This window comes from Brevibacterium sp. SIMBA_078 (assembly GCF_046534565.1).
Taxonomy (GTDB): Bacteria; Actinomycetota; Actinomycetes; order Actinomycetales; family Brevibacteriaceae; genus Brevibacterium.
In genome coordinates, this window is record NZ_JAWRYQ010000001.1 from 741825 (window position 1) to 767015 (window position 25191).

The 25191-nt window shown below is 65.7% G+C and carries 27 protein-coding genes; 15 read left to right on the plus strand and 12 right to left on the minus strand.

The genetic code is table 11. The annotated features are described in order from the left end of the window. Nucleotides 1-48: 48 nt before the first annotated feature. Nucleotides 49-615, minus strand: coding sequence for an orotate phosphoribosyltransferase (gene pyrE, locus SB749_RS03290; protein WP_410709009.1), 567 nt, complete (start codon nt 613-615; stop codon nt 49-51). Between the two features lie 240 nt (nt 616-855). On the opposite strand from pyrE, the gene SB749_RS03295 reads away from it, so the two are divergent. Continuing rightward, nucleotides 856-1128 (plus strand): GlsB/YeaQ/YmgE family stress response membrane protein, encoded by a 273-nt coding sequence (locus tag SB749_RS03295; protein WP_410709010.1) that lies wholly within the window; start codon nt 856-858, stop codon nt 1126-1128. A 184-nt stretch (nt 1129-1312) separates the two neighbouring features. Here SB749_RS03295 and SB749_RS03300 read toward each other — a convergent pair whose 3' ends face one another. The 3 genes from SB749_RS03300 to SB749_RS03310 are packed head-to-tail and all read right to left on the minus strand — an operon-like array spanning nt 1313 to nt 2725. Further along, nucleotides 1313-1699: a hypothetical protein gene (locus SB749_RS03300; RefSeq protein WP_410709011.1), complete on the minus strand. Its 387-nt coding sequence runs from the start codon at nt 1697-1699 to the stop codon at nt 1313-1315. Then, a complete protein-coding gene (locus SB749_RS03305; RefSeq protein WP_410709012.1) occupies nt 1692-2165 on the minus strand; it encodes a hypothetical protein in 474 nt (157 codons plus the stop codon). The genes SB749_RS03300 and SB749_RS03305 overlap by 8 nt, the downstream gene beginning before the upstream one ends. Next, nucleotides 2162-2725: an RNA polymerase sigma factor gene (locus SB749_RS03310; protein WP_410709013.1), complete on the minus strand. Its 564-nt coding sequence runs from the start codon at nt 2723-2725 to the stop codon at nt 2162-2164. Before SB749_RS03310 ends, SB749_RS03305 begins: the two co-directional genes overlap by 4 nt. A 184-nt stretch (nt 2726-2909) precedes the next feature. On the opposite strand from SB749_RS03310, the gene SB749_RS03315 reads away from it, so the two are divergent. The 5 genes from SB749_RS03315 to SB749_RS03335 are packed head-to-tail and all read left to right on the plus strand — an operon-like array spanning nt 2910 to nt 5159. Continuing rightward, a complete protein-coding gene (locus tag SB749_RS03315) occupies nt 2910-3380 on the plus strand; it encodes an Asp23/Gls24 family envelope stress response protein (RefSeq protein WP_410709014.1) in 471 nt (156 codons plus the stop codon). A 37-nt stretch (nt 3381-3417) separates the two neighbouring features. Continuing rightward, entirely contained in the window at nt 3418-3600 is a 183-nt protein-coding gene (locus SB749_RS03320) for a hypothetical protein (RefSeq protein ID WP_062862592.1), read from the plus strand. 4 nt (nt 3601-3604) lie between these two features. Further along, the gene (locus SB749_RS03325) at nt 3605-3994 is read left to right on the plus strand and encodes an Asp23/Gls24 family envelope stress response protein (protein ID WP_410709015.1); all 390 of its coding nucleotides are present in this window, start codon (nt 3605-3607) and stop codon (nt 3992-3994) included. After that, nucleotides 3991-4566, plus strand: a complete 576-nt coding sequence (locus SB749_RS03330) for a DUF6286 domain-containing protein (protein WP_410709016.1) — start codon at nt 3991-3993, stop codon at nt 4564-4566. The genes SB749_RS03325 and SB749_RS03330 overlap by 4 nt, the downstream gene beginning before the upstream one ends. After that, on the plus strand, nt 4563-5159 hold the full coding sequence (locus tag SB749_RS03335) for an alkaline shock response membrane anchor protein AmaP (protein ID WP_410709017.1): 597 nt from the start codon (nt 4563-4565) through the stop codon (nt 5157-5159). Before SB749_RS03330 ends, SB749_RS03335 begins: the two co-directional genes overlap by 4 nt. 71 nt (nt 5160-5230) lie before the next feature. Here the strand turns inward: SB749_RS03335 and SB749_RS03340 are convergent, their stop codons facing one another. The 4 genes from SB749_RS03340 to SB749_RS03355 form a co-directional block, all read right to left on the minus strand. Next, the gene (locus SB749_RS03340; protein ID WP_410709018.1) at nt 5231-5899 is read right to left on the minus strand and encodes a transposase; all 669 of its coding nucleotides are present in this window, start codon (nt 5897-5899) and stop codon (nt 5231-5233) included. Between the two features lie 371 nt (nt 5900-6270). Further along, nucleotides 6271-6663, minus strand: a complete 393-nt coding sequence (locus SB749_RS03345) for a hypothetical protein (protein WP_410709019.1) — start codon at nt 6661-6663, stop codon at nt 6271-6273. A 575-nt stretch (nt 6664-7238) separates the two neighbouring features. After that, entirely contained in the window at nt 7239-8015 is a 777-nt protein-coding gene (locus tag SB749_RS03350) for an SDR family NAD(P)-dependent oxidoreductase (protein ID WP_410709020.1), read from the minus strand. Beyond that, a complete protein-coding gene (locus tag SB749_RS03355; RefSeq protein ID WP_410709021.1) occupies nt 8012-8836 on the minus strand; it encodes a thioesterase family protein in 825 nt (274 codons plus the stop codon). The genes SB749_RS03350 and SB749_RS03355 overlap by 4 nt, the downstream gene beginning before the upstream one ends. Before the next feature lie 82 nt (nt 8837-8918). Between SB749_RS03355 and SB749_RS03360 the strand changes: the two genes are divergently transcribed. The 7 genes from SB749_RS03360 (at nt 8919) to SB749_RS03390 (ending at nt 16422) form a co-directional block, all read left to right on the plus strand. Next, on the plus strand, nt 8919-9713 hold the full coding sequence (locus SB749_RS03360) for an exodeoxyribonuclease III (protein ID WP_410709022.1): 795 nt from the start codon (nt 8919-8921) through the stop codon (nt 9711-9713). A gap of 110 nt (nt 9714-9823) precedes the next feature. Further along, nucleotides 9824-10738: a GTP pyrophosphokinase family protein gene (locus tag SB749_RS03365; protein ID WP_410709023.1), complete on the plus strand. Its 915-nt coding sequence runs from the start codon at nt 9824-9826 to the stop codon at nt 10736-10738. 154 nt (nt 10739-10892) lie between these two features. Next, a complete protein-coding gene (locus SB749_RS03370) occupies nt 10893-11771 on the plus strand; it encodes a DUF5926 family protein (protein ID WP_410709024.1) in 879 nt (292 codons plus the stop codon). An 81-nt stretch (nt 11772-11852) separates the two neighbouring features. Then, a complete protein-coding gene (locus tag SB749_RS03375) occupies nt 11853-12629 on the plus strand; it encodes a glycosyltransferase family 2 protein (protein WP_410709025.1) in 777 nt (258 codons plus the stop codon). Then, nucleotides 12626-13564 carry a prephenate dehydratase gene (pheA, locus tag SB749_RS03380; protein WP_264799906.1) on the plus strand — a complete coding sequence of 313 codons (939 nt, stop codon included), beginning with the start codon at nt 12626-12628 and terminating at the stop codon, nt 13562-13564. The genes SB749_RS03375 and pheA overlap by 4 nt, the downstream gene beginning before the upstream one ends. 279 nt (nt 13565-13843) lie before the next feature. Beyond that, the gene (locus tag SB749_RS03385; RefSeq protein ID WP_410709922.1) at nt 13844-15586 is read left to right on the plus strand and encodes an FAD-binding dehydrogenase; all 1743 of its coding nucleotides are present in this window, start codon (nt 13844-13846) and stop codon (nt 15584-15586) included. Continuing rightward, complete coding sequence (locus SB749_RS03390; RefSeq protein WP_410709026.1) at nt 15583-16422, plus strand: SDR family NAD(P)-dependent oxidoreductase; 840 nt, start codon at nt 15583-15585, stop codon at nt 16420-16422. The genes SB749_RS03385 and SB749_RS03390 overlap by 4 nt, the downstream gene beginning before the upstream one ends. A 24-nt stretch (nt 16423-16446) precedes the next feature. Here the strand turns inward: SB749_RS03390 and SB749_RS03395 are convergent, their stop codons facing one another. Together SB749_RS03395 and SB749_RS03400 are read right to left on the minus strand one after the other, a co-directional pair. Further along, entirely contained in the window at nt 16447-17379 is a 933-nt protein-coding gene (locus SB749_RS03395; RefSeq protein WP_410709027.1) for an NAD-dependent epimerase/dehydratase family protein, read from the minus strand. A gap of 33 nt (nt 17380-17412) precedes the next feature. Beyond that, the gene (locus SB749_RS03400; protein WP_410709028.1) at nt 17413-18192 is read right to left on the minus strand and encodes an enoyl-CoA hydratase; all 780 of its coding nucleotides are present in this window, start codon (nt 18190-18192) and stop codon (nt 17413-17415) included. A 108-nt stretch (nt 18193-18300) separates the two neighbouring features. Here SB749_RS03400 and SB749_RS03405 point away from each other — a divergent pair, with 108 nt between their 5' ends. Together SB749_RS03405 and clpB are read left to right on the plus strand one after the other, a co-directional pair. Next, the gene (locus SB749_RS03405) at nt 18301-19878 is read left to right on the plus strand and encodes a Na+/H+ antiporter (RefSeq protein WP_410709029.1); all 1578 of its coding nucleotides are present in this window, start codon (nt 18301-18303) and stop codon (nt 19876-19878) included. Nucleotides 19879-19995: 117 nt separating this feature from the next. After that, entirely contained in the window at nt 19996-22602 is a 2607-nt protein-coding gene (gene clpB, locus SB749_RS03410) for an ATP-dependent chaperone ClpB (protein WP_410709030.1), read from the plus strand. Nucleotides 22603-22882: 280 nt separating this feature from the next. On the opposite strand, the gene SB749_RS03415 is transcribed toward clpB, so the two are convergent. Beyond that, nucleotides 22883-24232: an HTTM domain-containing protein gene (locus SB749_RS03415; RefSeq protein WP_410709031.1), complete on the minus strand. Its 1350-nt coding sequence runs from the start codon at nt 24230-24232 to the stop codon at nt 22883-22885. After that, the gene (locus tag SB749_RS03420; protein ID WP_410709032.1) at nt 24222-25010 is read right to left on the minus strand and encodes a DUF5819 family protein; all 789 of its coding nucleotides are present in this window, start codon (nt 25008-25010) and stop codon (nt 24222-24224) included. The genes SB749_RS03415 and SB749_RS03420 overlap by 11 nt, the downstream gene beginning before the upstream one ends. Nucleotides 25011-25191 lie beyond the last annotated feature (181 nt).

Consider the following 25191-nt stretch of genomic DNA (forward strand, 5'->3'; position numbering starts at 1 on the left):
GAGTTCGCCGAGGCGGCACGGTTTCGCCCCGCCTCGCCGAGGCGGGTCTCAGTCGAGGCCGAGGTCCGCGGTCGTCAGCGCGGTCAGGTACGGAATTCCCGTCGCTTCGACCCGTTCCTTGGCGCCGGTGTCGCGGTCCATGACCACGGCCACGGCGACCACCTCGGCGCCGGCTTCCTTGAGCGCTTCGACGGCGGTGAGCACGGAACCTCCCGTGGTCGACGTGTCCTCGACGGCGACGACTCGCTTGCCGGCGACGTCGGGGCCTTCGACGCGACGGGACATTCCGTGCTTCTTCGCCTCTTTGCGCACGACGAAGGAGTCGAGCGGGGTGCCCCGCACCACAGACCGGTGCATGACGGCGGTGCCGACCGGGTCGGCGCCCATCGTCAGGCCGCCGACGGCGTCGACCTTGTCGAGCAGATCATGAGCCTCGAGGAGGTCGAGGACGACATCGCCGACGAGCGGTGCCGAGCGGTGGTCGAGGGTGACCCGACGCAGATCGAGGTAGTAGTCGGCCTCCTTGCCGGAGGAGAGGGTCACCCTGCCGCGCACCACGGCGAGTTCGTCGATGAGGTCGAGCAGTTGTCGGCGAGTGTCAGTGCTGTCGGTCATGAACTCCAGTCTACTGGGCGGGTTTCGGGCGACCGTTCAGCGCCGTCTCAGCGACGGCGGGGGATGCGGACGTGACAGACGGCACAGATCTGGAGCGTGAGGATTTCATCGCGCCTGCGTCTGTACCGATACTATAAAGAATCAACACACCTTTAGACTATCGACTACAGTGGGTTGTGGAGTGTCAACAACACCGCGCAACCCAGCCGGTCAAGTGCCTTCAGGAAGGACGTGAGCAACATGGGTTTCATCGCATATCTCATCCTCGGACTCATCGCCGGAGCCATCGCTAAGGCGATCCTGCCCGGCAAACAGGGCGGCGGCTTCTTCGCCACGCTCATCCTCGGCGTCGTCGGAGCCATGCTGGGCGGTTGGCTCGGCGGCATGATCTTCGGCGTCCAGATGGATAAGTTCTTCTCACTGTCGTCCTGGCTGTGCGCGATCGGCGGCTCGCTGATCGTGCTCATCGTCTGGGGTCTCATCACCGGACGCTCGAAGAGCAAGGCCGACTGAGCAGGAACAGCCTCAGGACAGCCGCAAGCTGCCCGGCGGTGCCCCACTGCGGCCCAACACAGCCGCAGACGGCCCGCCGGCAACAGCCCAGAAAAAGGTGGAGAGCCCAGTTTCTAACTTGGGCTGTCCACCTTTTTCTGTGCCGTTCGCGTCTTGAGTGCCGCTCGCAACCCGCCGCGAGAGCTCAGCGGCTGCGGCTGACGATGTGCACGTCGATGTCGATCTCCCCGATGGGCCCGTCGACCGCAGCCTGCAGGTCGACGGCGATGACGGCGAAGAGCTCATCGACGATCTCGGTCACGGGCCGACTGTCGTCGAGGTGCGCGTCGATCCGGACGCTGAGGTCCTCACCGGATCTCCAGACCTCGACGCGCAGCGGTTCGGATCCGGTCCGGCGCATCACTCGCGCGGCCGCGTTGGCGATCATGTCCCGCAGACCCGGCGCCAGGCCGGTGACGCCGTCGACTCCGGTGACGGATTCGGTCAGGCGTGCCGAGACCGCCTCCTCGTCGAATCCACGTGAGGTCTCGGTTCCGATTCTCGGCTTCTCGGTCCTCGGCTTCTCAGTCATCGGCGGCCTCCTCGTCGACGAATACGTCCTCGACAGTGACGTCGATCCGCAGCGCGGGGATCCCCAGCTGCGCGGTCAGGGCACCGGCGACGCTGCGGCGGACATCCTCGGCGGCGGAGACGAAAGCCGTGCCCGCGCTCATCGTCACGGTCAGCGCCACCTCGACGGCGCTGCCCTCCGGCTCGCCCGCAGGGGTCGGATTCACGCTGCGGGCGCGGATCCCGGGCACGGAGTCGACGGCCTCGCGGATGATTCCGCGCACCTCCGCCGTCGAGATCCGGAAGGGATTGCCGCGTTCGGTCGTCAGCTTCGTGGCCGGTGCCAGCGCCGCGTCCTCGCGCACGATCTGGAGGATGCGTTCGCGCAGGCCGACGGATTCGGCGGGGTCGGGTTCGAAGGCCCCCATGTATTCGTCGATGATGCCGCGCAGGTGAGCGTCCGTGGCGTTGACGGACTCGTCGCTCATACCCATCCTTCCATGCCCTCAGCGATGGCGGTTCGGGCGCGGTGGATGCGTCCGCGCACACTGCCTTCGCTGATTCCCAAGGTCTCGGCGACCTCGGCGTAGCTGAGACCTTCCATCTGGTGGAGCACCCACGTTACACGCTGCTCCGAGGACAGGGTCTGCAGAATCGCGGAGAAGTGCTCGAGCGCCGTGCGTGCCTCGACGGACCGTTCGACCGAAGCGGTGCCGTCGACGTGATGGCCCAGATCCTCGGGGTCCGATGCATCCGAGGGCCGGGATGTGCGTCGGCGCAGCACATCGGTGCAGCGATTCGAGGCCATCCGATAGATCCACGTGCCGAAGGCCGCGGGTTCCGACAGCGCATCGAGCGATCGCCACGCCTTGACGAGCGTGTCCTGAACGACATCCTCGGCATCCTGCCGATCCCCGAGCGCACGCCAGGCGAAACGCAGCAGCTTCCGCTCGTATTCGTCGACGAGGGCCTCGAACGAGGCGATGTCACCCTCGCGAGCGCGCACGACCAGGGTGACGATGTCGAAACGATCATCTCCCCTTGTCATATCCCCATCGTAGGCCACGGGTGCCGCGGAACCGGCCGGCCGCCTCGGCGAAAATTCCGCTCCGGCGAAAAATTTCTGCGAACACCGCGTGAGGATTTCATCGAGGCCGCGTCTGTACCTGTGTAAGCATCCTTCAGCCGAAGGACTTGCGAACCGCATGCACCTCCAACGAAAAGAAAGAACGATGCCGGAACCAAAGCAGTCCGATTCGAACCAGAAGGCCCAGACCACCCAGAACGATGACGTGCGCAGCCCGCTCGTCACCGACATGGGCACCACCACCATCGCCGAGAACGTCGTCGCCAAGCTCACCGGAATCGCCGCCCGCGAGGTCCCCGGCGTCTACGGAATGGGCAATGCCGCACGCCGCGCCTTCGACACCCTCACCGACCGCATCCCCGGCTCGCAGACCAACGTCTCCGGCGGAGTGTCCGTGGAGAAGGGTGAGAAGCAGACCGCCATCGACCTCACCATCGTCGTCGAATACGGCACCTCCATCGTCGACGTCGCCGAGGCGATCCGCCGCAACGTCGTCCGCGCCGTCGAACAGGGCACCGGACTCCAGGTCGTCGAGGTCAACATCGACGTCACCGACGTCCACCTGCCCGAGGACGACGAAGAGGCTCCGGCCAAGGATTCGCCGGAACTCAACTGACCCTCATCCGTAGCACCACCTCGGCAGAAGGAATGCCATGTCGAAAACTCTCATCGGACTCCTCGTCGGCCTGACGCTGGGAATCGTCGCCTACTTCGGCGGTTTCCTCGCGTTCCTCGTCGTCGCCATCTGCGGCGGGCTCGGCCTGGTCGTCGGCCTCGTCCTCGACGGACGTCTCGACTTGTCCGCGCTGAGCTCACGCTCGACCACGCGGAGGTAGCACCGTGGCCCCGATACTCGACGACGCTCCAGCTCGCCGAGGCGGCCTGACCATCGCGGACAAGGTCGTGGAGCGCACCGCCGGGCAGGTGCTCAAAGACCTGCCCGGCGTCGGCGGCACGAGCTCGGGTCTCTTCGGAATCGGAGCGAGTTCCAGCCTGGACACGCGCCCGTCCGTGGATGTCACCCTGTCCGGACGCAGCTGTACGCTCGCCGTCCAGCTGGGTCTGGCCTACCCCACCCCCATCGCCGAGGCGACCGAACACGTCCGCTCCACCCTGAGTCACGAAGTCGAACGCCTCACCGGTGTCACCGTCCGCCAGGTCGACATCAGCGTGCGGTGGCTCGCCCTGGAATCCTCCGGTGCGAATCGAGGAAGGAATCGCCTGCAATGAGCACACGCCTGCTGCGCAAGCGGCCCTCCCGCATCGGCCCCGCCGTGGTCGTCGCTCTCATCCTGCTGTTCCTCGCCGTGGGACTCGGCTGGGCCGGCATCGCCGCATTCGTGAGCAACGGATCCGTCGCAGCCGCACTGATCGAAGCGCCGGGTTCCGGCATCGCCGAGGCGGCCGGGAACCTGCATTGGAATTCCGCGGTCGTCATCGCGGTCGGTGCCATCCTGGCTCTGCTCGGACTCATCGCCTTCATCCTCGGCGTCTCCCCCGGAGCGCGCCGGATCTTCGGCGTGAGAGCCGCTGGGTCAGAAAACATCGGTGATTTCGAGGTCGCCCTGCCCACCTCGGCGCTGTCGCAGATCGCGGCCGCAGCCGCCGATGGGGTCGACGGCGTCAGCGGGGTCAAGGCCTCGTCGAACGCGAAGTCGACGATCGTGACGTTCTCGACGCCTATCCGCGACGTTGAGCCGATCCGCGCCGAGGTCGAAGCCGCCGTCAAGGACCGCTTCGCCTCGATCTCATTCGACCGCACCCCCACGGTGAAGGTCCAGGCCAGAAGGAGTCAGTCATGAGACGCACGGCCGCCGCTGCCAACCGCACGGGACTGATCATCCTCGGCCTCATCGCTCTGCTCGCCGGACTGGCAGTGCTCGCCATCGGGTTCGGTCTCGCCGCCCCGATCGCCCCTGCCCTGGAGGCGGGAGCGGATCTCGGTCCGGTCGCCTCGGTGCTGGCGCTGCCCTATTCGGCGCTCATCGCCGTGGTCGTGGCTCTCATCCTCGCGATCATCGGGCTCCGCTGGCTGAGCGTGCAGGTCCCGCGGAAGGACTTCGCGAAGCCCTTCCGGATGCAGGCCGATGCCCGCACGGGTCTGACCACGGTGAATGCGGAGGTCATCGCCGAGGCGGTCGCCGCCGACCTCGAATCCACCGACGGAGTCTCCGACGCCACGGTGATTCTGCGCGGCACCGCGCGGAGTCCGGAGCTGCTCATCCACGTCGACGCAGATGAACGCGCCGACATCGATGCGATCATCGCCGAAGTCGCCGAGCGCGCCGCCGGCAATGCCGCAACGGCACTCGGGTCCCCGCTGAGCGCGGTGGCCCTGGAGATCGGCATCGCCCGCACCCGCTCGCGCCGCCAGCGCAGCGTCAGCATCCAGTAGCCCCGCCGAACTAGGTCACTATCGGATAATTTCGCGCGCAGAACGCGGGGTGTCAAGCTGTTTGGAGTCACTCACGCTGCTTCAGCAGTGATTTCTTGGACTTCAACTAATACTGGTTCGTAATTGATACCGACCACACCGGCCGGCCTCGGCACCTGGGGTGGCGCATGGAAACGCTCGGGATGCCTAGCGTAATACTCATTATTCGCCTTCACCCGGGCGTTCCACGCCTCCTCCCACGACCCGTCATGGACCTGATTCGGGGTGAACAACCCGATCCCTGAATGCCGGTGCTCCGTGTTGTACCAGACGACATAGGCATCGATGTGGGCTCTAGCTGCCTCAAGTGATTCAAACGTCTTCGGATAGTCCGGGCGATACTTCATCGTCCGAAACTCCGATTCCGAATACGGGTTGTCATTCGACACATACGGTCGGTTATGCGATAACTCCACCCCGTAGGCCTCGAGTGCGTTCTTCAACGCATTCGACTTCATCGCCGCTCCCGAATCGGCAGGCACAAACTCAGGCACACCGTGCTCGGCGATCGCGGCCTCAAACATCTCAACAGCCAAATCATCGACTTCGCGGGACTCGACCCGGTAACCGACGATCTTGCGGGAGAAGATATCGATGATCGAGTACGCCTTGTACGTCACCCGACTCCAGACCGACTTCACATCCGTGATGTCCCAACTCCACACCTGCCCCGGCCGGGTAGCCACCAGCACAGGTGCCACTCGGGGCGTCCTCGTCTCACCCCGGGACGGGATCCGGGGCCGCTGCGACTGATCCACAATCGCTTCAGCAATACGCCACCACGTGCGCCTGGATGCCACCATCACACCCTCGTCCCACGCTCGTGCAAACGACGCATCCACTGACCGACCCTGCAGCCAACCGGCCTGGATCCACTCCTCGATGCTCTGCCGGTCGGCAGCACCGATCCGCGTCGAGTAGTCTCGCTGCTTCTGCTCGATCGGGTCAGTTAGTCGGGGCCGAGGGTTGACCCGGTAGTGCCACACTGATCGGGCCAGGCCGACCAGCGCCAATGCTTTCCGCTGTGAGGACAGAACGTCAGCCAGTTCGATGACCAGGGAGTTCTCGATGGTCAGGAATTGCTCGGCTTCGGCGTCGTCGGGGTTACGTCGGGCTCTTGTGCGTTCCGATCGTGCAAGAGCCCGATAGCTTTTCCCAAGGCTTCGTTCGCTGCCTCGAGTTGAGCATTGCGTTCTTCGAGTTCGGCGATACGTTTGGCTTGGTTTTCTTCGATTGACGATTGCATCAGTTGCCTCGGGTTGTAGGGAACTTTGCCTGCCCGTGACCGTGGGATCAGGCCACGGTCGAGGTCACCGTTGAATGTCGCTAGTCGCCATTTCCTGAATTGGTGACGGCTGAACTCTTGCTCCGCTAACCACAGGGATTTATACCCGTGTGGGATCTTCTCGTGTTGGTAGACGAAGTTTCGGATCTCTTCGACAGTGTATCCAGGGGTGATGGCCATGATGCTCCGGTTCCTCTCTTATCCGGAGTGGCTCACAACCAGCCTGACACAGAGGGGAAGTATCCGATGGTGACCTGGATTTGGGTTCGGATGTCCGATAGTGACCTGAAGTCAGGCAGGTTTTCGCGAAATACTGCTGTGAATGACAAGAACCCCGGGGCGCGTAATCGCGACATCCCGGGGTCCTCGCAGCACTCCCCTCGAGTACCCGGACGCATCCCCATACGTCCGTTATGTCCACCCGATCCCCACCGGGCGAACACATTAATTTGACCACACTTTCGTGTCGCTTGTAAAGAATCTCACGCACCGTCTTGAATCCTGTCGGGCTCTATAGCATAGAAGCGATCAGAATAAAACCCCTGGTCACAGGCTCAACTCCAGATAGTTCAATCCTCAACTCACTTGCGCCGCTCCTGCCGAAAATTGCATATAGGTCACATCTCGCAACGCGCGCACGACCTTCGGACGATGACCGCCGGCACGTCATGCGAGACCCGACTCAGCGATCGCGGGTGCGAAGCGATCACCGCTGGCGAACGTCATGCCGACGAGCGCACGCGGCGAATCCCGACTCAGCGATCGCGAGTGCGGGCGAAGGAGAATCCGGTCGATCCCCAGCGCATGAGCGGGCGCGGCACCACCGGAGCGACGAGCGCGGCCAGACGGTATCCCCACCCCGGAACCGAGACGACCTTCCCCGCCCGCGCATCACGTAGCGACTGCCGCACCACCTGATCGACGCTGAGCCAGATCAGGCCGGGTCCCGGACGCTCCACGCCGAGGCGGCTGTGGAATTCCGTCCGGATGAAACCGGGCAGAACGGCGGTGACCGTCACCGGGCTGTCTCTGAGCTCCCCGGCGAGCGCCTCGGTGAACACCAGGGTCGAGGCTTTCGAGGCGGCGTACTGTCCCATCGTCGTCACCGCCGCCAGCGAGGAGACGTTGATGACGCCTCCGCGGCCGCGGGCCTGCATGCGCCGAGCCGCCGCCAGCGACAGCTCCCTCACCGCCCCAGCGAGCACCCGATCGAGCGCGTCGAGCTCGGCAGCGTCGGTGTCCAACAGTGTCCCGCGCAGACCGAAGCCGGCATTGTTGATGAGCACGTCGATCGGCTGCGTTTCGATGATCTCGTTGACCGCGTCAATACCGTCACGGGCCGACAGGTCGGCCACGGCCGCCTCGGCGTGGATGTCCTGCGAGGTCCGCAGCTGCGAAGCCAGCTCATTCAGCCGGGCCTCATCCCGGGCGACGAGGACGAGGTCGCAGCCCTCGGCGGCCAGGGTGCGGGCATAGCCGCGTCCCAGCCCGGAGCTCGCTCCGGTGATGAGGGCACGCGGCCGCGGACTCATACTGCGCCTTGACCTCGGCGGACGGTCAGGGACTGCACGGCCGTGCCGATGGGGCCGGCCGCATCGCTGAGCACGCTCGTCGTCTGGCCCAGGCCGGTCGGCCCGAAGGCCACCTTCGTGTCGAAGCCGACCCAGCCGGCTTCGGGCACGCGGGTGAGGTGGATGGAGAGGTCGACGTTCGGGAAGAAGGTCGTCTTCGGATCCTCGCGGACGGCCAGGCCGTTGGCGGTGTCGACGAACTTGACGAAGGCCGCGGTCGGCGGGTCGATCTCGCCGTCGACGAGAGGATAGGGACTGCGCACCCAGGACTGTGCGCAGCCGGGATGGGCGTCCGCTCCCTGACGTCCTTCGAGCGACGCGATGAAGCCCCCACCCCAGCGGCCGGTGAACGGGACTTCGGGCATTTCGGACACGGGCGGCATCGGCGACCATTCGTCGCCGGCGATCGCCTCGGTGTCGGAGGCCTGCAGCCGCCACACTCGAGCGGTCACGCTGGTGCGCTCCCCGTGGCGCATATGCGCTTCGACGAGTTCGATGGTGCGGCCGGGGCGGACGACGTTGACGTCGATGGTGAACTCACCGGAGTGGATGACGCCGAGGACGTCGAAGGTCACCCGGGAGATGAGCTTGTCGCTGGGCAGGCGACGTTCGATCTCGGCGAGCACCATCCCCGAGGCGGGCGCGAGGTGCTGCTCGCCGGGCTGCCAAGCGCCCTGGCTGTGCAGAGTGGAGACGAGGCGGTCCTCGGACAGCCGCACATAGTAGGAGTCCGGGTAGGCGGCACCGTCGTGGCCGAGGTGTTCATTGGGAGCTTCAGGCATGGTCCCGATTCTATCGAGCCGCCCCGCGGTGAGCGCCCGCACCCCGCTTTCACCTCCGGCGCGGACGGCTTAGGGTGGGAGGGTGAGAATCGCTACGTGGAATGTGAACTCGATCCGTGCCCGCCACGACCGCATCGGGGCCTGGCTGGATCGCTCGGATGTCGATGTCCTGGCCATCCAGGAACTCAAGTGCAAGGACTCGCAGTTCCCCGAGGAGCTGTTCACCGAGCGCGGCTACGAGGTCAGCTATCACGGCCTCAACCAGTGGAACGGTGTGGCCATCGCCTCGCGCGTTGGACTGGCCGACACCGAGATCGGGTTCAAGGACATCCCTGCCTTCGGCTCGGAGGAGCCCGTCGTCGAAGCCCGGGCACTGTCGGTGACCTGCAACGATGTTCGCATCTACTCGCTCTATGTGCCCAACGGCCGCGAACTCGATCACCCGCACTACGGCTACAAGCTGGAGTGGTACAAGGCGCTGACGGCCGATATCGCCGCTCATCTGAGCGCCGAACCGGAGAAGAAGCTCGTCCTCTGCGGTGACTTCAACGTCGCTCCGCTCGACGAGGACGTCTGGGACATGGCCGAATTCGAGGGTGCCACCCACGTCTCGGATGCCGAACGAGCCGCTTTCGACGATCTGCTCGGAGCCGGCCTGACCGAGGTCACTCGACAGTTCACGCCCGGACCCGGCGTCTACACCTTCTGGGATTATCAGAAGCTGCGGTTCCCGAAGAAGCAGGGCATGCGCATCGACTTCCAGCTCGCCTCGCAGGCACTGGCGAAGACCGCGACCGCCGGTGAGATCGACCGCGAGGAGCGCAAAGGCAAGGGCGCGTCCGATCACGCTCCCGTCATCGTCGACTACGACCTCTGAGGCACCTTCGTCTCACCTTTCGGCACCCCGGCGCAACTTCAGCGTCGAAGCCATAGACATCTCCCCTCTCTTCTGGTGAAGTTGAATCAGGAGCTAGGAAGGTGACGAGGATGTCAGCAACTGTCCGCGAATTGGTCGACGAAGCCTACGACCGGCGTGAGTCCACCTGGAGGGCCGCCCTCGAGACGGTCAATGACTGGGTCGAGTCCGTCCGCGCTCCATCCGCACTGCTCTCCGGAGATCGAGTGCGCGTCGTCGACGGTCGGATCAAGGATCGACTGCGCACCGGCGAGAAGCTGCGCCGCAAGCTCGCCGATGCCAACGACGAGATCCACGAATCCGTCGAGGTCGAGAACCAGGTCATCGATGTCGTCGGTGCCCGCGTCATCTGCCGCACCGAACGCGAACAGTCGGCCCTGTGGGACCTGCTCACCGAGGTGAGCGACGATACGAACCTCTCCATCGCCGAGGTGCGCGACTATTCCGCGACCCCGAAGCCCTCTGGGTACCGCGGCCGCCACCTCATCGTCGAGGTTCCCTTCGATTCCGAGCCTTCCGTCCTCGTCGAACTCCAGCTGCGCACGATCATGCAGGACGCGTGGTGCGTGCTCGCCGAGGAACACCTCTTCAAACCCGGGCAGGCCCTGAAATCCGATGCCCAGCAGGAACGGCTGTCGGTGATCCTCGCCGGGCTGATGGCGCAGGCCGATTCCGTTGCCGGCTATATCGCCGATGATGTCGGCGCGTATCTGGGCATGGGCAATTCCGCCCCTCCCCGAGCCTTCGCCGAGGCGGACGAACCGACCGATCCGGCCATCGAGGTCACCATCCGCGAGCTCAACCACTCCTATGTCCTCGCCGCCGACGAGGTGGGCCGCCACGGCATCATCCGCCTGGAGACGCTCGGGCTGACTCCCGACAATCCGGAGCGCTCCGCGTTCCCCCATCCAGGCGACAAGCTGCAGGTGCGCATGGACGAGTCGAACAACACGCGCTACTTCATTCCCGTCGGCCACGACGGCTGAGGTCGAAGGTCGCGCAGCGGCCCGGACTGTCTGCGCTCAGTCGCGGTCGGCCTTTCTGCGCTCGGTCGCGGTCGACGCATCTGACCCCGCCGCCACAGGCACGCCTGCGGACCCGACAGCCCAGCAACCGCCGCACCGACTAGACTTGCGTCCCATGGGAAAGAAGTCGAAGCGCTCCAAGGAAGAACTCATCGCCAAACGCCTCGCCAGGGCGCAGGCAACGGCATTCGTCGCACGTCCGTTCGCGGACCTGCCGTTCGAAGCCGACCTCATCTGCCTGCGTGAGCTCGTGCCCGCGGCCACCGCGACCGCGAGGCTGACCGAGGAATACGGCGGCCACGAGGTGACCATCACGTCCCTGCTGCCCGCCGCGTGGCAGGCCTGGCGTCGCGACGACGGTGAGATCCTGGCCGGAATGCAGGTGCCCGTGTCCTCGACCGACGCCTCCCGCGATGTCGCCCGCGGCCTGCTGGCCGCCGTCGATGCCGAACCCGGCACCTCCATCGAGGCGACGACCGAACCCGGCGAGGGCCCGCGCCTGCAGGACATCCTCGACACCTCTCATCCATTCGACGTCCGCGTGCTCGAGAACTTCGACTACTGGGCCCTGCCCGAAGCCGAGTCCGATGCCGACGTGGCCGCCGCCCTCCAGCAGGCCAACGACTCCGTGGCTCCGACCGAGAAGCTCGCCTCCGTCGACTCCGCCTACTGGACCGAGATGTCCGGCCGCACCTACGTCCGGTGGGCCCGCCCCGAAGGTGAGGACCGCGTCGTCGACGCGATGGCCCGCCTGCAGGCCGAGAACGCCAACGACCTCGGCGGAATCGGCACCTTCCTCGGCTACTTCCGCGCCCACGGCATCATCGTCCCCGTCTGGGAACTCGAGTTCGGCACCCAGGTCGACGACGTCGAAGAGCCCATCGCCGCGTTCGGCAAGCGCCTCGACGAAGCGCTGAACACGACCGAGCCGATGAGCACCGAGGCCCGCCGCGTCCGCTCGGGCATCGTGTCCCGCCAGCTGACCATCCACTGATATCCGTCACCACCCCATCACCGAGGCGGGCCCCGAAAAGGGTGCCCCACCTCGGTGCCGGTGACGGACAGGAGAACCGACATGAGCGCACAGCCGCACCCCGCCCCCGAGGCGGTCGCCGCTATCATCCCCGCGATGAACGAATCCCAGCGGATCGGTGCCACCGTCGCTGCGGCCAAGCAGATCCCCGGGGTCGACATGGTCCTCGTCGTCGACGACGGATCGGTCGATGCCACGGGAACCCTGGCCCGCCGCGCCGGCGCCGAGGTCATCACCCACCCGAAGAACAAGGGCAAGGCTGCGGCCATGATGACCGGAGCCTTCGCTCTGCGCAATCGGGAGATCTCCGACGCCGATCCGGGCGTCGACCCGCACCACCGGGCGCTGCTGTTCATCGACGGCGACCTCGAGGACTCAGCGATGAACACCGCTCCCCTGGCCGAGCCTGTACTCGCTGGTCGGGCCGACATGACGATCGCGATCCTGCCCGCGCAGAAGCGCAAGGGCGGGGGCTTCGGCTTCGTCGTCGGTCTGGCGAAGAAAGGCATCGCCGAGCTCTCCGGATTCGAAGCCACCCAGCCCCTGTCGGGCATGCGCTGCCTGTCGAGAGAGGCCTTCGACGCGGCCATGCCGTTCGCCGCAGGCTGGGGCGTCGAGGCTGCCATGACCATCGACGTCGTCAATGCCGGCCTGCGCGTGGAAGAGGTCGAATGCGACCTCCACCACCGCGTCACCGGTCGTGATCTGAAAGCGCAGCTGCACCGCGCTGCACAGTATCGCGACGTCGCCCGCGCCATCCTCGTCCGCCGCCTCCGCGCGAAGCGGAACGGCGATAACCACAAGGAGACCGGCAAGTGAGCCTCAACCGTTTCGCCTACCTCGGCCCGGAGGCCACTTTCACCGAGGCGGCCCTGCTCAGCTTCCTCGACTCCCGGAACCTGCGCGCCGAGGCCACGACGCACCCGATGCGCAATGCCCCCTCGGCGCTCGACGCGGTGCTCGAGGGCGACTGCGATGCCGCGGTCGTGCCGATCGAGAACTCGCTGGAAGGCGGGGTGCCCGCCACGATCGATGCCCTGACCGAGAACGGACGTCTGCAGATCATCGCCGAGGTGGTCGTGCCCGTCCGCTTCGTCCTCGCCGTCAAACCCGGCACCACCAGGGAGGAGATCTCCTCCTTCGGTTCGCACCCGCACGGCGAGGCACAGGTGCGGGCGTTCATGAACGAGAACTTCCCCGAAGCCGTCTACCTGCCGACGTCCTCGACTGCCGCGGCCGCCCGGGACCTGGCCAATGACGCCGGCGACCATATGGCTGCCGTCTGCCCGGCCCTGGCCGCTCAGCGCTACGGACTCGAGATCGTCGCCGAGGACATCGGCGACCGCAAAGACGCCGTCACCCGATTCGTCGTGGTCACCCGCCCGGGTCCGCTGCCCGCTCCGACAGGGGCCGATAAGACGACCATCGTCGCGGCCCTGCGCTCGGACCGGGCGGGTTCGCTGCTCGAACTGCTCGAACAGTTCTCCAGCCGCGGGATCAATATGTCCCGCATCGAATCCCGGCCGACCGGTGACGGGCTGGGCCTCTACCAGTTCTCGATCGACCTGCTCGGACACATCCATGAGGCACGCATGGCCGAGGCCCTGCAGGGTGTCCACCGGGCGGCCCTCAAGCTGCACTTCCTCGGCAGCTACCCGAGCTCTGACGGAGCAGTGGTGCCGATCGACCCGACGACGACGGACGAGTCATTCGCCGCAGCCGCCGATTGGCTGGAGAAGACCCTCCACGGCTGATGGTGCAGTACTGCTGACTGTCTCGGTTCATCACAGAGTGCGGCGATTACATCGGACTGCCGCCCGCCTGCCCCTCTTCTCACCGGGAACGTCTGCAATACTGAGGTCTACTGGTAAGTAAGTGTGCGCAGATTGTCAGAATCCGGCCCGTTCCGGACAATCTGCGCACACTTAACGTCGGTTCAACGGCCGACAGATGCGACAGAGGAGTCGACGATGAGTTCTTTCGACAGCGCGGACCCGTCCCGCTCACCCGGTGATGGCGGCAACAGCTCCGCGATGGGAGATCCTTCCGCCCCGGGCCGCCCATCTCCCGATGCGATCATCGTCGGAGCCGGGCTCGCCGGACTCGTCGCCGCCCATGAGCTCACCCAGGCCGGCAAGCGGGTACTCATCCTCGATCAGGAGAACCGCGCCAACCTCGGCGGACAGGCGTTCTGGTCCCTCGGCGGGCTCTTCCTCATCGACTCCCCCGAACAGCGGCGACTGCGCATCCACGATTCGCTCGAGCTCGCCAAGGACGACTGGGCCACCTCGGCGGGATTCGACCGCGATGAGGATCATTGGCCCCGGAAATGGGCGGAGGCCTACCTCGAGTTCGCCGCCGGCGAGAAGCGCCAGTACCTGCGTGACCTCGGCCTACGCCTGACGCCGATCGTCGGTTGGGCCGAACGCGGTGGGTCCGGGGCGGGTGAACACGGCAATTCCGTGCCCCGTTTCCACCTCACCTGGGGCACCGGCCCCGAGGTGGTCCGAGTCTTCCGTGAACCGGTCGAGACCGCGGAGGCCGCGGGACTCGTCGAGTTCGCTTTCCGTCACCGCGTGGACGAACTCATCAACGAGGATGGAGCCGTCGTCGGTGTCCGCGGGCGGACGCTCGCCCCCAGTCACACGGCCCGCGGAGTCGAATCGAACCGCGACGAAATCGCCGACTTCGAACTCCGGGCACCCGCTGTCATCGTCACCACCGGCGGCATCGGGCACAATTTCGATCTGATGAAGAAGTACTGGCCGGTCGACCGCCTCGGCGAGTTCCCGGATACGATGCTCGCCGGAGTGCCCGCTCATGTGGACGGGCGGATGCTGCAGATCGCCGAGGATGCCGGAGCCAGCCTCATCAACCGGGACCGGATCTGGGCGTACACGGAGGGCATCGAGAACTGGAATCCGATCTGGCCGGGGCACGGGATCCGCATCATTCCGGGACCGTCGTCGATGTGGTTCGATGCCGAGGGCAATCGGTTCCCGGCACCGAACTATCCCGGCTTCGATACGAATCGGACGATGCACACGATCCTTGAGACCGGGCACGACTATTCGTGGTTCGTGCTCAATGAGTCGATCATCCGCAAGGAATTCGCGCTCTCCGGTTCGGAGCAGAACCCGGACCTCACGGAGAAGGACATTCGGATCACGCTCGATCGGGTGCGCTCCTCCGATGCTCCGGGACCGATCGAGGCCTTCAAGAAGTACGGCTCCGACTTCGTCGTGGCCGAGACCACCGAGGAACTGGTCGCGGGAATGAACGAGCGCTCCCGCGGACCGGTCATCGATCACGACCATCTCATCGCACAGATCCGGCAGCGGGACCGGCAGACCGAGCACGCGTTCTCGAAAGACGCGCAGGTCCAGGCCATCCACAATGCGCGGTCCTACCTCGGCGACAAGATCGTGCGTGCGGTCAAACCGCACAAGATCCTCGACCCGGCACACGGTCCGCTCATCGCGGTGCGTCTGAGCCTGCTGTCGCGCAAGACTCTCGGCGGACTGGAGACGAACCTCGACGGGCAGGTGCTGGCGGGATCCGGCGAAAAGATTCAGGGCCTCTACGCTGCCGGCGAGGTCACCGGTTTCGGGGGCGGCGGAATGCACGGGTACAACGCACTCGAGGGAACGTTCCTCGGCGGGTGCATCTTCTCCGGCCTCCGCGCCGGACGCGCCGCCGCAGAGCAGGCGGGCCGTGCAGTGACATCTGGGCGACCGGAAAGCGGGTCTGCACCAGGCGAAGGAGCGCACTCGTGACCAGCAGCACGCAGTCAGATCTCACCGTCCTCGTCACCGGCGGCACCTCGGGAATCGGTCGAGCCGTCGCCGAGGCGCTGGCGGCGAAAGGCTGCACGGTGCTGGCAACCGGCCGAAACCCCGACCGCATCTCCCCCGCCGATCGGATCCCCGGTGTCCGCTATCTTCCACTGGATCTCGCCGATCCCGACGGCCCCGACCGACTGGCCACGGAGCTCGAGGAACTCGGCCTGCTCGACGGCATCGATGTGCTCATCAACAATGCCGGGGAGAGCCAGTCGGGTCCGTTCGAAGAGCTCCCGGCTGATGCCATCGAACGGCTCTTCCGCACGAATGTGTTCGGCCCCGTTCGTTTGAGCCAACTCGTACTGCCCGGAATGCGTGCACGGCAGGCGGGGCGCATCATCATGGTCGGGTCGATGCTCGCCAGCTTCCCACTGGCCCACCGCAGTTCCTATTCGGCGGCGAAGGCGGCTCTGCGCGCTTTCGCCACGGCGGCTCGGCAGGAGCTCTCGCCCTTCGGCGTCTGGGTGAGCACCGTCGAACCGGGATCGATCGCCACGGGTATCGGGATGCGCCGGACGAAGTACCTCGAAGAGGGCTCGCCCTATACGCAGGACGTGACGACGATGCTCGAGCACCTCGACGCCAACGAGCGCGGCGGCATTCCGGCGGCCAAGGTTGCGGCCACGATCGTCGATGCGATCATCGCGCCGAGGCCGCGGGAGTTCTACGCCGTCGGCAGCAGGGCACCGCTGCCGTTTCTGCTGGGGCGTGCGCTTCCACGCGAGCTCATGTCGAAGATCGTCGCCGCCCAGCACGGCCTCAAGCGGTGAACCTGGTCGCTGGGTCCCAGCGTCCTACTGCAGGCGAGACGGGATGAGGTGCTGGGTGGTCGAGATGCCGAGCACCCGCTGCTGCCGGGACAGGTTGTACGTCCGGTCCGACTGCAGGTATCTGACGAGGAAGAGCTTCGCGCGGTCTCCGCGTTTGAACACGCCCTTGATCTTGAGCCCGAGCTTCGCCGCCACCAATGCCTTGTCCTTCGCAACACCCTCGATGACGACCTGGTCATAGTCCATCCGCGCAAAGTGAGTGACAATCGCCTCTTTGAGCCGGTATGGAATCGGGTCACCGATATTGAAGGGACCCGCTGCCGAAGGCACGTCGAGGCAGGCGAGCGCGGCCCGCACCACATTGTCGACATGCGTCAGGGTGATCTTCTGCCTGCCGCCGCCGGGCAGCCGCAGGACACCCTTCTTCGACATCCGCGACAGGAACGGCATGAGCATCGTCTCCCCGGGACCGTAGACGGCCGCGGGGCGCAGGATCGCAGCATCGGGACGGATCCTCATGACGAGCTGCTCGGCGAGAGCATGAGTGCGAGAGTATGCGTCGGCGAAGTCGTTGGGGTCCTTCGGCCCGGCCTCTTCCCACAGCTCGGCGTGGGGTTCGGACTCGGAGTACACCGTCGTCGAGGACACGTGGACGATGCGGGACTTCGGAAACGCATCGAGGACATGGCGTGTGCCCGTCACCTTCACGTTGTAGAGAGCGTCGTCATCGGCACTGACGGAGGCGATTCCGGCACAGTGGAAGACCGCGGTCACACTCTTGGCCAACGAGGTCACCGAGGCGGACGCGGGTTCGGTGATGTCCCAGTGTTGGAAGTTCACCCCGGGGATCTCGGGATCTCGCCGGCACAGCGCGTAGACCGTTTCGTCCCTTTCGGCGAGCGCCCGTGCAATGGCACCACCGATGAAGCCGCTGGCTCCGGTCACTATCACCGCCACGACGTTCCCTTTCTCATCTTCACACCCGCCGCCTCAGCGGCGGTGCTGCCACTGCGGCTCCCTCTTCGTCAGGAAGGCATCGATCCCCTCCTGTGCATCGGCCGCGACGGCATTGTCCGCCATCACCTGCGACATCCGCGCATAGGCATCGGCCACAGGCAGCTCCCGCTGTTCGTAGAACGCAGCTTTTCCTAGGGCAACTGTAGCCGACGAGGCGGACGCGACTTTGAGAGCCAATTCCAAGGTGGCGGACTCGAGGTCCGCGTCGGCGACGACATCGGAGACGAGACCGAACTTCAGCGCATCCTCGGCGGTCACGAAATCACCGGTCAGCAGCATCCGCATCGCCTGCTTCGCCGGCACCGCACGTGTCAGCGCCACCATCGGAGTCGAACAGAACAGACCGATCTTCACTCCCGGTGTTGCGAATCTGGCGGACTCGGCGGCAACAGCCAGATCGCAGGTCGCCACCAGCTGGCAGCCGGCCGCCGTGGCCACTCCCTGCACCTGCGCGATGACCGGCTGCGGGATGGAGTGGATGAGCTGCATCAGTCGGGCACAGGCGTCGAATGTGGTCTGCTGCGTCTCCAGGTCCGCCCCGCGGATCTCGGTGAGATCATGACCGGAGCTGAACACATGACCGGCGGTGATGAGGATGACCGCGCGCACATCGGTGCGGTCGGCCACCTCGGTGAGGGTGTCGATGAGGTCTTCCATGACCTCACGCGACAGTGCGTTGCGCGTGGACGGCCGGTTGATCGTCACGGACGCGACTCCGTCGTCGAGCTGCGCGAATACAATAGATTCCGACATAGCCTCATTCTGCCAAAGGTCGCCGGGCCCGGCGCGGAATCTGCGCAGACGATTTCCGCCCGCCTCCGGACTCATCCGCCCCGGTGGGAGCGGCTCGGAGGGACTGGCATGACCACACTGCTGATGATCATCGGATTCGGTGCCGCCACCTCGGTGGTGGTCGGGTTGGGGCAGAAGCTCAAACTTCCGTGGCCGGCGCTCATGGTCCTCATCGGCATCGCCGGTGCGTTCATCCCCACCTTCGCCGAGGTGGCCATCGATCCCGAGCTCGTCCTCCCCCTCTTCCTGCCGCCCCTGCTCTTCGCCGCCGCGCAGAAGACATCGTGGGCGCTGTTCGCGATCCGGTGGCGCACGATCCTCGGCATGTCCGTGGCGCTGGTCGGGGTGACCGTGGCCGCAGTCGCCGGTTCTGCGGTCTTCCTCATCCCCGGAATCACGATCGCCGCGGCCATCGCACTCGGCGCCATGCTCGCCCCACCCGACCCGGTCGCCGTCGAAGCCGTGGCCAGCACCGTGTCGATCCCGCGCCGCATCATGTCGACCCTGCAGAGCGAGGGCCTGTTCAACGACGCCGCTTCGCTGGTCATCTTCCAGACCGCGATGGCCGCGGTATTGGCCGGCACCGAGGTGGACTACGCAGATCTGGCCGTGTCGTTCGTCGTCTCCGCCGTCGTGGCGATCATCGTCGGCCTCGTCCTGTCTTTCGCCGCCTGGTGGGTGATGGAGAAGATCGATCACACGATCGCTCGCTCCTCCCTCATGCTCGTCCTGCCCTTCGGCGTCTACCTCGTGGCCGAGCACTTCCACGCCAGCGGGGTCATCGCCGTCGTCGTGGCCGCCCTCGAGGTGCGGCGCCGCGATGTCGAGGGCAACTCGGCGGAGCGGGTGACGCAGAATTCGACGTGGCAGGTCCTCGAGATGCTCATCACGGGAATCGCCTTCGGACTCATCGGCCTCGATCTGCGCCTCATCGTCGAATCCGAACACGCCGACCTCGGTCGCGCACTGCTCGCCGGCGGGCTCATCGCTCTCATCGTCGTCGCCGTCCGTTTCGTATGGCTGCTGCTCGGCACCCTCATCGAACGCAAGCGACGTGAGGAGGATCCGGATGCCGCACCTTTGAGCGTCCGCGATGCCACGCTGATGACCTGGGGCGGGATGCGCGGCCTCGCCACGGTCGCCCTGGCCCTGTCGATCCCGGCCACGACGAGTTCCGGTGCTCCGTTCCCCGGCCGGTCCTATGTCGTCGTCGCGGCCGCGGTGGTCCTGCTGCTCACTCTGGTGCTGGCGGGCCTGAGCTTTCCGACCGTCGTCGCTCTCCTCGGCATCGACGACGAGGCGGAGAAGGAACATCAGGCGACCAGGGACATCGCTCTGCGCGCCTACAAGGCCGCGATGCGTGAGATCAAGAACGATGACAGTCTGCCCGACGACGTCATCGAACCGCTGCGGGCACGGTTCAAAGTCCTGCACGATCAGCTCAGCGGAACCACCGATGACCAGGCGAGCTCGGAACAGGCGATGGCCTTCAAGGAACACCGGGAGCAGATGCTGGCCGTGCAGAAGAAAGCCATGCAGTCCGCCCGCGCCGAGGTGCTCAAGGCCCGGCGCGAACGCGGCACCGACCCGGAGATCGCCGACCGCGTGCTCCACCGCTTCGACCTCCAATCGGTCATCACGAGGTAGGGGCGGGCGGCGAAATACTTCTCGATTTTCAAAGTTGAGCGGAATAGACTCAACTTTGTCGGTGTTGTTCTTTTCGAGAGCTGAAATCAGCACAGATTCTGAGAAGGAGATGCGTACATGGACGCACAGATGACAACCAAATCCCGGGAGGCGCTGCAGACCGCGGTCAACGACGTCGTCGCCCGGAAGAACAACCAGATCGAACCGGCCCACCTCGTCGCGGCCCTGCTCGGCCAGCCCGATTCGCTCGCCGCGACCCTGCTGACGAAGGTCGGCGCCGACCCGCAGACCGTGCTGCGGTCCATCGAATCCGTGATCAGCGGGTTCCCCACCGTCAGCGGATCCACCGTCAGCCAGCCGGGACTCTCCCGCGCCGGCCTGGAGATGATGAACCTCGCACAGGAGGAGATGACGGCGCTCGGCGACCAGTTCGTCTCGACCGAGCACCTGCTGCTCGCCGCCGCGGCTGGCAAGGACGGCGCCGGCGAAGCGCTGCGCGCGAATGGGGCCAACAGGGACGCACTGCTCGCGGCCCTGCCCGAGCTGCGTGCCGGGAAGAAGGTCACCTCGGAGAACCCCGAAGAGACGATGCAGTCGCTGGAGAAGTTCGGCATCGACCTCACCGCCGTCGCCCGGGAAGGCAAGCTCGACCCGGTGATCGGCCGCGATAAGGAAGTGCGCCGCGTCGTGCAGGTGCTCTCCCGCAGGACGAAGAACAACCCCGTCCTCATCGGTGAGCCCGGCGTCGGCAAGACCTCCGTCGTCGAAGGCCTGGCCCAGCGGATCGTGGCCGGAGACGTGCCCGAATCGCTGCGCGACAAGACCCTCATCAGCCTCGACCTCTCCGCAATGGTCGCCGGTGCGAAGTACCGCGGCGAGTTCGAGGAGCGGTTCAAGGCCGTGCTCGAGGAGATCAAGAACGCCGACGGTCGGATCATCACCTTCATCGACGAACTCCACACGATCGTCGGTGCCGGTGCCGGCGGGGATTCCTCGATGGACGCGGGCAATATGCTCAAGCCGATGCTCGCCCGTGGTGAGCTCCGGATGATCGGTGCAACCACGCTGGACGAGTACCGCGAGAACATCGAGAAGGATCCCGCCCTGGAGCGGCGGTTCCAGCAGGTCTTCGTCGGTGAGCCCAGTGTCGAGGACACGATCGCGATCCTGCGCGGACTCAAGGAACGCTACGAGGCCCACCACAAGGTCTCGATCAACGACGGCGCCCTGGTCGCGGCCGCGACGATGTCGAACCGGTACATCACCGGCAGGCAGCTGCCGGACAAGGCCATCGACCTCGTCGACGAGGCGGCTTCCCGCCTGCGGATGGAGATCGATTCGGCTCCGGTCGAGATCGATGAGCTCCGCCGCGCCGTGGACCGCCTGAAGATGGAGGAGATGGCCCTGGCGAAGGAGACCGACTCCGCCTCGATCGAGAGGTTGAGTGCTCTGCGTGCCGATCTCGCCGACAAGGAGGAGGAGCTGCGCGGACTCGAAGCCAAATGGGAGTCCCAGCGTGCCGGCCTCAACCGGGTCGGTGAGCTGAAGACGAAGCTCGACGAGCTGCGTTCGGCCGCCGAGAAGGCCCAGCGCGACACGGACCTCGAGACCGCATCCCGTCTGCTCTACGGCGAGATCCCCGCCGTGCAGAAGGAGATCGCCGAAGCCGAAGCCGCCGAAGCCCAGGCCGAGGCGGGAGCGAATTCCGATCAGATGGTCTCGGACAAGGTCTCCAGCAACGACATCGCCGAGGTGGTCTCCTCGTGGACGGGCATCCCCGCCGGACGCCTCGTCCAGGGCGAGGTCGAGAAGCTGCTGGGAGCCGAGGGCATCCTCGGTGAGCGTCTCATCGGGCAGAAGAACGCCGTCGCCGCGGTCTCCGACGCCATCCGCCGTTCGCGGGCCGGTGTCGCAGACCCGGATCGTCCGACCGGTTCGTTCCTGTTCCTCGGACCCACCGGCGTCGGCAAAACGGAGCTCGCGAAGTCTCTCGCGGACTTCCTCTTCGACGACGAGAAGGCCCTGATCAGGATCGATATGAGCGAATACGGTGAGAAGCACACCGTGTCCCGCCTCGTCGGTGCCCCTCCGGGCTACGTCGGATACGACGAGGGCGGCCAACTCACCGAGGCGGTCCGCCGTCGCCCGTACTCCGTCGTCCTGCTCGACGAGGTGGAGAAGGCGCACCCGTCCGTGTTCGACATCCTGCTGCAGGTCCTCGACGACGGTCGGCTCACCGACGGTCAGGGACGCACGGTCGACTTCAGGAACACCATCCTGATCCTGACCTCGAACCTCGGTTCGCAGTTCCTCGTCGACAAGAGCCTCTCGACCGAGGAGCAGCGGAGCAAGGTGCTCGATGTCGTGCATGCGACGTTCAAGCCCGAGTTCCTCAACCGTCTCGATGACATCGTGCTCTTCGACGCGCTCAGCCAGACCGAACTCGCGTCGATCGTCGATCTGCAGATCTCGCACATGTCGCGCCGGCTCTCCGACCGTCGGGTTTCACTCGAGGTCACTCAGGGGGCCGAGGACTGGTTGGCACTCGAAGGCTACGATCCGGCGTTCGGTGCCCGCCCGCTGCGCAGGCTGGTTCAGCGTGAGATCGGCGACAAGCTGGCCCGCGCACTGCTCGCCGGCGACGTCGTCGACGGGGACACCGTGGTCGTCGATCTGCCCGAGGACCCCGAAGCCACCGGCCTGGAGCTGCGCCCCAAGCGCTAAGGCTCACCGCCGGGGCGTGCTGAGCGGATTCAGCCCAGTTTGAGTTGAATAGCACCTGTTTGAACATAGGCTATTCAACTCAAACTGGGCTGTTTCGCTGACCGCAGCGCGGCACAGCACAGAAATGGGACACCCTGCTCTGGATCGCTCACTTTCTTCGGTGAGCAATTCAGAGCAGAGTGTCCCATTTCAGCTTCCGCTGGACGCTGCGCTGGTGCGCCGCTGCGCTGGTGCTCGCAGGCTGCGTGCCGCGGGTGCGTGCGGAGTCGAAGCGCGCGAACTACTTCTTGCGGGACCCGGCGGAAGCTTTCGACTTGGCACTCGCGCCGGCTTTCGCAGCAGTGCCTTTCGAACCGCTGCCGCGACCAGCGGAGCCGGCCTTCGCGCCGCCGCCGCGACCAGCAGAGCCGGCATTCGCGCCACCGCCGCGAGCACCCGAACCGCCCGAAGCCCCACCGACCGACCGCGGCGCCGATGACGTCCACCAATGCCGCAGGTAGGCGGAGACCTTCGCGAATGAGCGGTCGCGGATGAAGATCGCATCGACGGCGATCATCGTCAGTGAGAACCACGGCAGGCCCATGAGCAGGGCGATGCCCAGGTGGAAGGATAGGATGCCCAGCAGCGCGATGATGCGGGTGTAACGGTTGAAGAGCATGAACGGGAAGGCACACTGGAAGAGGATCGATCCCCACGAGATCGCCACGACCATCGGCCCCCACGCCGTCATCAGGTCCGACAGCACCGGCCACGTGCCGAACTGCTGGGTATGCAGCGGGTTGTACACGGCGAACCCGTGCTGCCAGGCTTCGCCACCGGCCTTGTACAGACCGCCGGACATGTAGATCGCGCATACCTGGAATGCGAGCACGACGATCGCCAGATTGTTGGCCATGATGAGCGCCCACCGCCACGAGCCGCCGTCGTTGTCCGGGAATTCCGGGTTCCGCGCGCGCCGCCTGGCGTCGAGGGACCATCTGCGGGTCGTATCGGCGAAGAGCATGGCGATCATGAACATCCGGTAGGCGTTGTCGCCCTGGTCCCCTGCCCCGTCGTTGAGCTCGATGAAGCTCACCCACAGCACGAGGTAGATCGGCAGGACGATCCTTGTGCGCCAGCCGAGGATGATGACGATCGCCAGCAGCGCGAGTCCGATCATCATCGCCGTGAACAGCGGCGGCGTCGTCACCGCCCGGTGGAAGAGGGAGAAGAGCCAGATGTTCGGGAAGTCGCTCTTGGGTTCGGCGATCTCCCCGTTCCAGGCCGACCCCACACCGAAGGTGTAATGCCGCGCGCTGAAGTTCGTGAGGATGAGGCCGAGTCCGGTGAATCCGATGAGGATCCGCGTCACCGCCAGCCCGTACGTCGCGTGGTACCGGCCGGTGAGCATCTCCTCGAGCCAGTTCCACCCCTGCGCGAGCTTCGTCCGCACCAGGGTCGTCACCGGGACCAGCCCGAATTCGGGCGCCGAATCACTCACCGAGGCGGCCCCATCGTTTCCGCGGTCCGCGGAGTCCGACCCGTGGCCCTTCTCCCGTTTCCGCGCCGAGGCGGCCGTGCCGGTCCGCTGGTCCGTGACCTCGCCGTCGAGATCGTCCCGGCCCTTGCGGTTCGTGTCGTCACTGTTCACCGACGCACCTCACTTCGTCCGAGGCACAGAAGTACTTCGTGAATTCCTCCTGGGACTGGTGCTCCTCGACGACGAGTGCGCGCCATCCCACGGGGACGGGCTGGATGTTTGGACGCTTCGCGTCTTTGTCGTTGCGTTCGGCGAACGGTACGACGTTCTGACGGGCGGCCTGGTATTGGACGCGCTGGACGTCGTCGCCCCAGATGGCCTTCGCCACCTGCGTCGCATATGCCGTGGCCAGATGCTCGCTCTCCAGGTAGGCGGGAATCGCGTTCTCCGGGTCGTCGTAGTGCTTCAGCTTCGTCTCCAGCCGGTCGACGGAATCGTCGCCCTTGAAGTAATCGAGTTTGACGATCGCCTTCTGATCATCGGGCAGCTCTTCCCACGAGCCCTTGATGTCCGAGGCCACTCCGACGCCCAGCCCCGCCGACCGCGGCGGGAACAGCTTGTATGTCGAATGGTCGAGCTCGACATCGGTAGCCCGCACCCACTGAGTGATCTCTTCGCCGCTGTCGGTCTTGATCACCGCGCGCACATCGAAGTAGTAGTCGCCGTTGATCGGCTCGGGGGCGAACACGCTCCACGACTGTCCCCACAGCGGGATCATGTATTTGGAGAGCAGGTCACCGGGAATCACCTCCCTCGCCGTCGAGGCAGGGGCGATCCACAGGAAGCTGGCGAAGATATGGAACCCTGTGATCGCCATCGCGATGACCATCAGGGTCCGTTTCACCGCCGAACGTCTCCGAGGTGTGACCTCGGTCGGCTCATTGTCCATCTCGGTTCCGGAATTCTCTTGGGAATACGACTGCCGTCACCGCTGGTCCCGCGCCTCATCGGTCGCTTGGCAGATCTCTCGGTGACAATGCACAGTCAATAGGGTACTTCAGCTGTGGCACTGCCTGCCCGGGCAGCGGCAGAATCATTCGCGGTCATCAGACACACGAAGACCATCAGTC

What these genes read in the sequence shown, in the direction of transcription:
- pyrE (WP_410709009.1), bottom strand. Translation starts at nt 615, where the DNA reads ATGACCGACAGCACTGACACTCGCCGACAACTGCTCGACCTCATCGAC.
- SB749_RS03295 (WP_410709010.1), top strand. Translation starts at nt 856, where the DNA reads ATGGGTTTCATCGCATATCTCATCCTCGGACTCATCGCCGGAGCCATC.
- SB749_RS03300 (WP_410709011.1), bottom strand. Translation starts at nt 1,699, where the DNA reads ATGACTGAGAAGCCGAGGACCGAGAAGCCGAGAATCGGAACCGAGACC.
- SB749_RS03305 (WP_410709012.1), bottom strand. Translation starts at nt 2,165, where the DNA reads ATGAGCGACGAGTCCGTCAACGCCACGGACGCTCACCTGCGCGGCATC.
- SB749_RS03310 (WP_410709013.1), bottom strand. Translation starts at nt 2,725, where the DNA reads ATGACAAGGGGAGATGATCGTTTCGACATCGTCACCCTGGTCGTGCGC.
- SB749_RS03315 (WP_410709014.1), top strand. Translation starts at nt 2,910, where the DNA reads ATGCCGGAACCAAAGCAGTCCGATTCGAACCAGAAGGCCCAGACCACC.
- SB749_RS03320 (WP_062862592.1), top strand. Translation starts at nt 3,418, where the DNA reads ATGTCGAAAACTCTCATCGGACTCCTCGTCGGCCTGACGCTGGGAATC.
- SB749_RS03330 (WP_410709016.1), top strand. Translation starts at nt 3,991, where the DNA reads ATGAGCACACGCCTGCTGCGCAAGCGGCCCTCCCGCATCGGCCCCGCC.
- SB749_RS03335 (WP_410709017.1), top strand. Translation starts at nt 4,563, where the DNA reads ATGAGACGCACGGCCGCCGCTGCCAACCGCACGGGACTGATCATCCTC.
- SB749_RS03345 (WP_410709019.1), bottom strand. Translation starts at nt 6,663, where the DNA reads ATGGCCATCACCCCTGGATACACTGTCGAAGAGATCCGAAACTTCGTC.
- SB749_RS03350 (WP_410709020.1), bottom strand. Translation starts at nt 8,015, where the DNA reads ATGAGTCCGCGGCCGCGTGCCCTCATCACCGGAGCGAGCTCCGGGCTG.
- SB749_RS03355 (WP_410709021.1), bottom strand. Translation starts at nt 8,836, where the DNA reads ATGCCTGAAGCTCCCAATGAACACCTCGGCCACGACGGTGCCGCCTAC.
- SB749_RS03365 (WP_410709023.1), top strand. Translation starts at nt 9,824, where the DNA reads ATGTCAGCAACTGTCCGCGAATTGGTCGACGAAGCCTACGACCGGCGT.
- SB749_RS03370 (WP_410709024.1), top strand. Translation starts at nt 10,893, where the DNA reads ATGGGAAAGAAGTCGAAGCGCTCCAAGGAAGAACTCATCGCCAAACGC.
- SB749_RS03375 (WP_410709025.1), top strand. Translation starts at nt 11,853, where the DNA reads ATGAGCGCACAGCCGCACCCCGCCCCCGAGGCGGTCGCCGCTATCATC.
- SB749_RS03385 (WP_410709922.1), top strand. Translation starts at nt 13,844, where the DNA reads ATGGGAGATCCTTCCGCCCCGGGCCGCCCATCTCCCGATGCGATCATC.
- SB749_RS03400 (WP_410709028.1), bottom strand. Translation starts at nt 18,192, where the DNA reads ATGTCGGAATCTATTGTATTCGCGCAGCTCGACGACGGAGTCGCGTCC.
- SB749_RS03405 (WP_410709029.1), top strand. Translation starts at nt 18,301, where the DNA reads ATGACCACACTGCTGATGATCATCGGATTCGGTGCCGCCACCTCGGTG.
- clpB (WP_410709030.1), top strand. Translation starts at nt 19,996, where the DNA reads ATGGACGCACAGATGACAACCAAATCCCGGGAGGCGCTGCAGACCGCG.
- SB749_RS03420 (WP_410709032.1), bottom strand. Translation starts at nt 25,010, where the DNA reads ATGGACAATGAGCCGACCGAGGTCACACCTCGGAGACGTTCGGCGGTG.